Here is a 7,380-nt window from a genome sequence, read left to right on the forward strand (position 1 = left end):
AGCCCCTCAGCAGTTCGTCCAATATCGCGTCGTCGATCTTCTTCGCCATGGTCCACGCTGTCCTTTCCTCTCAGCATGGACCGGCAGATCCGTACACAGAAGGCCGGACACTCTCTCGGGATAGCCTTTACGGCCCTTCTTCCGGTTGCGTTTGCTCTCGAGCTTGGCCAGCGCGGCAGCCCGGCGGTTCCTCTTCTTGGCCCTCGCCTGCGCGGCGTCCGACCTGATCTTCTTCCTGAACTTGATCACCTCGGGTGAGACCACTCGCCGCCTGGGCCGATCCTCCTTGTCCTCTTTGCGCACCAGTTGCGGTTCAGCGTGCGGATCAAATTCCTCGGCTGCGCGCTGGAGAAGCCCCACGCGCACCGTCGCTGGTCCGCCAGTCTCAGCTGCCGGGCGACCGGTAAGAACGATGGTCGACCCGCCGCGATAGCTGCCCCGTCCCATCGCTACACCCCGAACACCTTCATCACCTCGTCGCCGAGGTGGTTGATGACCTTCACCGCGATCCGGCCTGACCTCGGCCTCGGGAACGGGCGGGAGACCGTGGCCTTGAGGCTTTCCCAGGCGTCCTCGTCGATCTCGGCCTTCAGCGTCGTGCGGATTGCCTTGTAGGGGATGTCGGCGGCCGGGAAGTAGGCGTGGCGGACGAAGAAGCTTTCCTCGTTGTAGTCGGTGTCGATGAACCAGCAGGCGATCTCGTCGGCGTCCGACGAGTCCACCCGGCCGAGGGCGGGCTTGAAGATGTCGACGCCTTTGAGCGCCACCCGCAACGTGCCGCCTTCCTCCAGGATCTCGATGTCGGGCTCGCCGAAGATGGTGAAGAGGTTGCCGCCGCCGGCCTTCAGCTCGCCCGCCATGTGCAGGTCGGGGTTCATCCGGGCCTGGAGCACCGGGATGGCGCCGAGCCTGTGGAACTCCGAGGCATGGGCGTCGAAGTTGAAGGCGCAGGCGATCACCACGTCGAGCCCGGCCTCGGCGGCCTCGCGCGCGGCGGCGACGAGGTCGGCGCGCTGGACGGTGCCGTATTCGGGACCGATGAAGATGCCCGCGCGCCGCTCCACCGGCGCCTCCGGGTCGCCCTCGGGGTAGCGGCCCTCGGCGCAGATCATCTCGCCGGGCCAGGGCTTGAGCGAGGTGAACGCGATCCGGTCGCCCTTGTCCTTCTGGTGGACGCCGGCGCGGCGGAGGTTCTCGAGGATGGCCTCGACGTAGCTCTCGGCCTCGGTCTCGCGCGCATGGGCGCCGCGCGCGGCGTTGAGTTCGTCGATCAGCTCGCCATCCGCGCCGACGGTGGCGGCGCGGTGCGGCGAGAGGCTCTCGACGGTGAAGGGGCCGGCGACGCGGATGCGTTTGCGGNGCGCGGCGTTGAGTTCGTCGATCAGCTCGCCATCCGCGCCGACGGTGGCGGCGCGGTGCGGCGAGAGGCTCTCGACGGTGAAGGGGCCGGCGACGCGGATGCGTTTGCGGTCCTCGTAGGGCTTGTCATAGAGATATTCGAACTCGGCGCGGGCGGCGATCGAGGCGTCGATCTCCTTCTGGCGGGCGATGCGCGCCTCCCAGAAGCGGGCGTGGGCCGCGTCGGCCGCCTCGGGCCAGGGCGTCACCGGCCGCTCCGGCAGCGTCTCGAAGGTCCAGCCGGCCTTGCGCGCGGTGTTCAGCGCGGCCAGCGCGCGCTCCGCCTTCTGGCGCGTCGCGGGCGCGGCGTCGGCGCTCCAGAGACGGGCCTCGGCGTGTTGGTCCCGCTCCGCCCTCGGCCAGGGCGTGCCGGGCTCGCGCGGGATCTCCCATTCCATGAAGCCGCCGCGCGGGGCGGGTTCGCCGGAGGGCAGCGGGGTCTCGCCCGTCGCGGTGAAGTCGATCGTCTGTCCGGCACGGCCGCCGGTGGTGACCTCGAAGCGGTCCGTCTGGCCGGCGAGGGCGGCGTTGAGGGCTTCGCGCGCGGCCTCGACGGCGGGCTGGCGAGCCTCCCAGATCACGTCGATCTCTGCGTTGTTGGCGATGGATTTGAGCGTGATGTGGGGGACGCGCTCGTAGACGAAGCCCTGGCGGATGTCGTCACGGGTGGGGGTGTCGGGCGGCGGCTGCCTCGTGATCTCGGCCTCCTTGCGGCGGCCTTCCGTGCTGTCGGCGAGGAGGTAGTACGGGAACTTCGCGCCCATGATGCGGGCGCGGGCGAGGGCGAGGGCGACGCGGCTGGTGTCGATGGTGATCCAGCGCCGACCCCACTGCTCGGCGACGAAGGCGGTGGTGCCGGAGCCGCAGGTCGGGTCGAGCACAAGGTCGCCGGGGTCGGTGGTCATGAGGAGGCAGCGTTGGATGATCTTTTGGGAGGTCTGGACGACATAGAGCTTGTCCATTGCGCTTCCCGACTGCGTGTCGGTCCACAGGTCTGTAATCGGGAAAACGGGAAAGTCTCCATGGTAGCGAAGATACGAGATCAATCGCCCACTCGGCTCAATCCGTCCCGCCTGCAAGAGTCGGTCCATTCCGCTTTCATTGGTTTTCCAACGTGCCGACAACGGTGGCTTGATCGAATTTCCACGCGCGAGAACAGGGAACCAGCTCGCAGCGCCTTCTCCCTTGGAGCGTCCGAGGGATTGACTGGTCATGGTCTGCTGGCGGTAAATCCGGAGCGACTGCGCAGTGCCCTTGATCGAGTTCAGTTCTGCCGAATTCAGTGACCGTCGGCCTCGTTCGAGGTCATCAAGGAAGCGATAGGTCTGATCGCCGTCGTCTCCAAGCGCGCGCTCGATGTAGGCTTGGCGATATTTTAGGTTTGGCTTTTTCTTGGCAAAGAAGAGAACGTAATCCACCGTTCCTGGCATATAGTCGGACGTGGCACCGCTCGTTTTCTTCACGCTGATCTGAGCAACAAAATTTTCCTCCCCGAACACCTCGCCCATCAGCGCCCGGACGCGGTGGACGTTCTCGTCGCCGATCTGGACGAAGCAGGAGCCGCTTTCGGTCAGAAGCTCGCGGGCGACGGTCAGCCGGTCACGGAGGTAGGTGAGATAGGAGTGGATGCCGTCGCGCCAGGTGTCGCGGAAGGCCTTCACCTGCTCCGGCTCGCGGGTCAGGTGGCCGAGGTTGCCGTCCTTGACGTCGCGCGAGGTGGTCGACCACTGGAAGTTCGAGTTGAAGCGGATGCCGTAGGGCGGGTCGATGTAGATCGCCTGCACGCTTCCGCGCAGCCCCTCGCGCTGGGCGAGCGAGGCCATGACCGCGAGGCTGTCGCCGAGGATCATCCGGTTCGACCACTTGCGCGAGTGGCGGTAGAACTCGACCTCGGCCTCGCGATCCTCCTCCGTGAGCCCGAAATGGTCGAAGAGGTCGGGGCCCCCGCCCGCCTCGCCGCGCCTTCCGCCCCGGAGCGAGGCGCGCAGGTTCTCGATCAGCGCCTTCGGGTGGATCTGCTCCTGAAGGTAGACGGGCGGCGCCTGGACGATCAGGTCGGACCAGTCGGCGAGATCCTTGCCGCGCCAGACGAGCTGCGGATCGAGATCCGGGTCGCGCCGCTCCCAGGCCGTTCGGATCGGCTCGCGGTCGGCCCTCGGCAGAACCGATTCGAGCTCCGCCGAAGGGATGTTCGCGCGCCGCCCGGCATGGGTGATGGTTTCGACGGAGGTCTTGTCGGTCATGCGGCGTGGTCCCTGGTCAATACGTCGGTGATGAGTCGGTCGAGCTGGTCGGCCATCCCGAAAGGCTCGCGGAATTCCGCGAAGGCCCAGGTGCCGAACCGGCCGAGGCGGTTGACGGCGGGGACCCATTTGTCGCGCATCGTCGCGGCCTTGATCGCCGCGTCATGGCCCCGGAAGCCCTTCACCTCCAGCACCAGTGTCGTGCCGTCGTCGAGGCGCACGAGGTAGTCCGGCAGATAGCGCCTCGGCGCGCCCTCGTAGAGATAGGGGACCTCGAACCCGAGGTTGTGGTTCTTGGCGTAGGCGCGGACGCGCGGGTGGTCCTCGATCGCCTGCGCGAGCTGCGCCTCCCAGCCGCTGTCGAGGACGATCCAGTTCACGTGGCTGCGGTCGGCGCGCGGGTCGTAGCGGTCGGGCTGGCTGGTCGTGAAGCCCACGTCGGCGGTCGAGCCCTCCGGGTTGTAGGGGTCGAGGACGGCGCGGATGATCTGCCCGCCCGAAGGGTTGGTGTTGATCGCGCCGGCGATCAGGTCGCAGACCTCGTCCGCGAGCTGCTTGTAGCAGAGCTGGGCCGGCACGGTGCCGCCCTTGCAGACCAGGAGGCCGCTGTCGAGCCATTGCCGCGTCACGGTGCGCGCCTGGCCGAAGAGGTGCAGCTTCGGGCGCTCGTTCGCGTCGCGCAGCGTGTGGGAAATCAGGTGCGAGGCGAGCTTGAAGACGAGCTCCGAGGGGCGCATCGCCTTGAGGTAGTCGAGGCTGATCTGCTCGGGCATGCCGACGATGCCCTGCATCGTGACCTGCGCGGGGCCCACCTTGTGGGGGTCGAGGACGTAAGGTTCGAGCTTGGAGAAGTCGGCTTCCAGCCGCTCGTCCGGCAGTTCGACGCGGTAGCCCTCGACGCGAGGGAAGGTGATCTCCAGAGCGTCGCGGTCGGGGCGGACCGCGTGGACGTGGACCACTTCGCGCGGCGTCTTCACCGGGGCGCTGATCGCCTGGGCCGAGAAGTTCAGCCCGTCGATGCCCATGATGTCGGCGTATTCGACGCCGAAGAGGCCCGTCTCGGGGTCTGGGTCGTAGGAGAGGCGGCGCAGCGCACGGCCGATGACCTGCTCGCAGATCAGCTTGGTGCCGAAGGCGCGCAGGCCGAAGATATGGGTGACTGTATTGGCGTCCCAGCCCTCGGTCAGCATCGAGACCGAGACGACGCAGCGGACGTGCTCGCCGAGCTTGCCCTTGCGGCCGACGGTGTTCATCACCTCGCGCAGGATGTCCTCGTCGGTGATCGCCTTGGCCGCCTCGGCGCCCTCGCGGTGCGCCTTCTCGCGGCGGAAGGCGTCGATCTCGGCGGCGTAGACGTCGTGGAAGGCCTTGTCGATCGCCTCCCCACTATCGATCCGCTGGCTATCGATCAGGAGCGTGCGCGGCCGGGGCAGACGGTGGCCGTCGTCCGTGAAGTTCCGGAAGAGCTCGAGGCGGCCCTGATGGAAGTCGAGCTCGCCGTCGGCCGTCTCGCGCTCGTAGCCCGAGATATACTCGGCGACGAGCTCGGAGTTCGTGGTGTTGTTGCAGACCACGATGAAGACGGGCGGCACGCCGACGCCCGCGTGCTCCCATTCCTCGAAGGTCTTGACGTAATGGCCATAGAGCGCGTCGAGCGCGGTCTGGAGCTCGATCGGCAGCTTGGCCGGGTCCGGCTTCGCCTCGCCCCGGTTCTTCCTGGGCATGCGGCTCCGGATCGTGGGCCAGAGGTCGCGGTAGAGCGGGGTATAGGCCGAGGGGAGGTTGTCGGCCACGGGCACGCGCGGCAGCTTCACGATGCCGCACTCGATGGCGTCCATCAGAGAGAAGTCGCTGACGACCCAGGGGAAGAGCGTTCCCTCGGTCCAGCCCGAGCCGCTGAGAAAGAACGGGGTGGCCGAGAGGTCATAGACCGCGCCGAGGTCGAGGTGGCGCTTCACGGCCTCGATGCCCGAGATCCAGAGGCGCGCGGCCTCGGCGTTCTCCTCGGCCTCCTTGCGCTCGTCGCCGGTCAGCTTCGCGGCCTCGGCGTCCGGCCGCTCGCGGTAGCAGTGGTGCGCCTCGTCGTTGATCACCATCACGTTTTTCAAGGCCATCAGATCGGGGATCACCCGCCGCAGCATCTGGCCTTCGGTCTCCAGCGTCTCGATCCTCGGCCCGTGGCCCGTCAGCGCGGCGCGGGTGCCGCTTGCCAGCGGCAGCTGCTCGCGGAGCTTGAAGGCGTGGTAGTTGGTGATCACCACCTTCGCCCGCCCGAGGTCGGGCAGCAGATCCGAGGGGACCAGCCCGCGATCGCGGTAGTAGCTCTCGTCGCTCGGGAGCAGGACGCGCAGGCGGTCGCGGATCGTGATGCCGGGGGCGATGATGAGGAAGGCGCGCGAGAACGCCTTGCTGCTCGGGCTCCGGGCCGCGTTGATCGCCTGCCAGGCGATCAACATCGCCATCACTGTTGTTTTCCCGGCGCCCGTGGCGAGCTTCAGGGCCACGCGGAACAGGTCGGGGTTCGCGCCCGCGTTGGCGAGCTTCAGGTAGTCGAGGAACCGCCGGCCGCGCGCGCCCGATTTCGGCGCGACCTCGGCGAGCCAGATCGCAGCCTCGACCGCTTCCACCTGGCAGAAGAACGGCCTGAACCGCTGCGTCGCGTCCGCCTGGAGCGCCCGCCAGTGCCGGAGCAGCGTCGCCGTTACCGGCGTGACCTGCCACTGCTCGGGATTCGGCAGCGCCCGCCAGCGCTCGATCGCCTCCCTCAGCTCGTTGATGATGGGGGACGGGTTGTATTCCTGGTCCTCAGTCGACAGCCCGTGACCGGTGTCGAGCACCATCTCGGTCTGGCGCCCTCGGCCGCCGCGCCGCTTCGGGGCGGGGATCGGCGAGACCAGATCGGCCCTTCTGCGGCGGTCGATGATCGTGTCGGTCGGCCTTCCGTCCCCGTCGAGTTCCCAATGCGCCCGGGGGATTTCGTAGGGCGAGTTCAGAATCGGCCGTTCGAAAAACTGCATACCTGTCCTGTCCGGGTAGTCGACTTGGCCGAAGGCTGACAGGAAAACACGGCCCGGCTCAACCATTAGTTGGTCCCGTTGCCATGTCCGTATCAATCGGGATCGGCGACTTCCGATTGGGTCAAGGCGCTGTCTCGCCCTTAACGGGGATAGGGTTCGCAAACTCTTAGCTTTGGCTTTGCGCGAAAATCTGGGTGCTTCCGTTGCTGCGGGTGAAGACCCGCGACAAAGGCAAGACAGATTAATGGAATGCCCCTTCCGGGCCGATCCGCCCAGTTTCACGCCAAGATCGTTATCAATCCGTTGTTTCGATCAATTGCTCCATAGCGCGGGCCTCGCGCACCATGTCATTGAGCATCTTTCGCTCGGAGATCCACTTCTGTGAGCGCATGCCGTGCCGCCAGGACGGATGATCCTTGCCGGCGGGGTGGCCGCCGCCGGCGCCATGGAACCGACAGACCGTCCAACCTGCGACCGCTGGTCCCTGGCACGGCTTGCCCGTCCGCTTCGACCTGGCGGTGCATCTGGGAGCCGTGTTGGCCGCGCTCATGGGGTTGTCGTCATCTTTCATCTCCACTCCCCCCCGTCCGCACGTTGCCCACGATCGTGGCCTGCCCCCATTGGGTGGCCCGGTTCAGATCTAATGCATGGTCGGCTTCGCGGCCATGGTTGAAGTGGTCGGCGTCTCCGGCCAGAGCACGGCGGCCGGCGCGGGCGGCTTG

The 7,380-nt window shown here is 67.2% G+C and carries 3 protein-coding genes; all 3 read right to left on the bottom strand.

Annotation, left to right across the window (positions count from 1 at the left end; translation table 11 throughout):
* Positions 1 to 449 precede the first annotated feature (449 nt).
* The 3 genes from ACLJK8_RS21285 to ACLJK8_RS21295 all read right to left on the bottom strand — a co-directional run bounded on the left by ACLJK8_RS21285 (position 450) and on the right by ACLJK8_RS21295 (position 7,229).
* Complete coding sequence (locus ACLJK8_RS21285) at positions 450 to 3,641, bottom strand: DNA methyltransferase (RefSeq protein WP_413152403.1); 3,192 nt, start codon at positions 3,639 to 3,641, stop codon at positions 450 to 452.
* Positions 3,638 to 6,658, bottom strand: a complete 3,021-nt coding sequence (locus ACLJK8_RS21290) for a BPTD_3080 family restriction endonuclease (protein ID WP_413152405.1) — start codon at positions 6,656 to 6,658, stop codon at positions 3,638 to 3,640. Before ACLJK8_RS21290 ends, ACLJK8_RS21285 begins: the two co-directional genes overlap by 4 nt.
* Positions 6,659 to 6,953: 295 nt before the next feature.
* Positions 6,954 to 7,229 (bottom strand): hypothetical protein, encoded by a 276-nt coding sequence (locus tag ACLJK8_RS21295; RefSeq protein ID WP_413152407.1) that lies wholly within the window; start codon positions 7,227 to 7,229, stop codon positions 6,954 to 6,956.
* Positions 7,230 to 7,380: the final 151 nt, after the last annotated feature.

This window comes from Amaricoccus sp. W119 (genome assembly GCF_047275745.1).
In the GTDB taxonomy this organism is placed as follows: domain Bacteria; phylum Pseudomonadota; class Alphaproteobacteria; order Rhodobacterales; family Rhodobacteraceae; genus Amaricoccus.